A 1,074-nucleotide genomic window follows, 5' to 3' on the forward strand; every position below is an offset into this window, starting at 1 on the left:
AGTGCATTCTCACACGCAGCTGAAGAGAAAGCAGTTGAGCAGGCTGAAGTCGATACCGTTTACGTTACTGCCGAGAAACAACTGCAACAGTCGCTGGGCGTATCGCGTATTTCTAAAGACGACATCGACAAGCGTCCTGCAGTCAACGATATTTCCGAATTTGTCCGCACCATGCCGGGCGTCAACCTGACCGGCAATACGGCAACAGGTCAGCGTGGCAACAAACGCCAAATCGACTTGCGCGGTATGGGTCCTGAAAACACTTTGATTTTGATTGACGGCAAGCCGGTTAATTCGCGCCAGTCCGAGCGTATCAGTATGCGCGGTGAACGCAATACGCGTGGCGACAGCAACTGGGTGCCGGTTGAAGAAATCGAATCCATCACCGTTTTGCGCGGCCCGGCGGCAACACGTTACGGGTCGGGTGCGATGGGCGGCGTGGTCAATATTGTTACCAAAAAAGTGTCTAAAGAATTTAAAGGCCAAGTCAATCTTTACGCCAATCAACCGCAAGACAGCAAAGAGGGCGCAACCCGCCGTATCGGCTTTAATTTGAGCGGTCCGATTATTCAAGATACTTTGGGCTTCCGCATTTACGGCAACCTGAATAAAACGGATGCAGATGCGGCCGATATCAATGCAGGACACGGCAACGACAGCGCGGCCGGTGTCGAAGGCGTACGCAATAAAGACATTGCCGGCCGTCTGCAATGGAAAATCAGCCCAGCGCAAACGCTGATTTTAGACAGCAGCTACAGCCGTCAGGGCAATATCTACAACGGCGATACGCAAAACAGCAATCCACGTTCTGCTTTGGTTAATTCTCTGGCCGACAGTAAAGCCGAAACTGCCCGCTTATACCGTTCTGCTTATTCTTTAACGCATGATGGCGCATGGGAATGGGGCGATACCAAAAACGTGATCAGTTATGAGCGTACAGTCAACAGCCACTTGCCTGAAGGTTTGGCCGGTGGTCCGGAAGGCAGCTATACAGGCTTGGATTGTGTTCAAAGCCGTCTGAAAAACCTGCGTTTCAGCAGCGAAGCGAATATTCCGTTTAAACTTGGTGTCGAT

Annotated in this window: 1 protein-coding gene; it reads left to right on the forward strand. The window is 51.5% G+C overall.

Going from position 1 to position 1,074, the window contains the following annotated elements; all coding sequences use genetic code 11:
• A partial coding sequence (locus ACTHS3_RS14255; RefSeq protein WP_440368278.1) for a FepA family TonB-dependent siderophore receptor occupies positions 1-1,074 on the forward strand: 1,074 nt, incomplete at both ends.

This window comes from Neisseria sp. P0009.S007 (assembly GCF_051962515.1).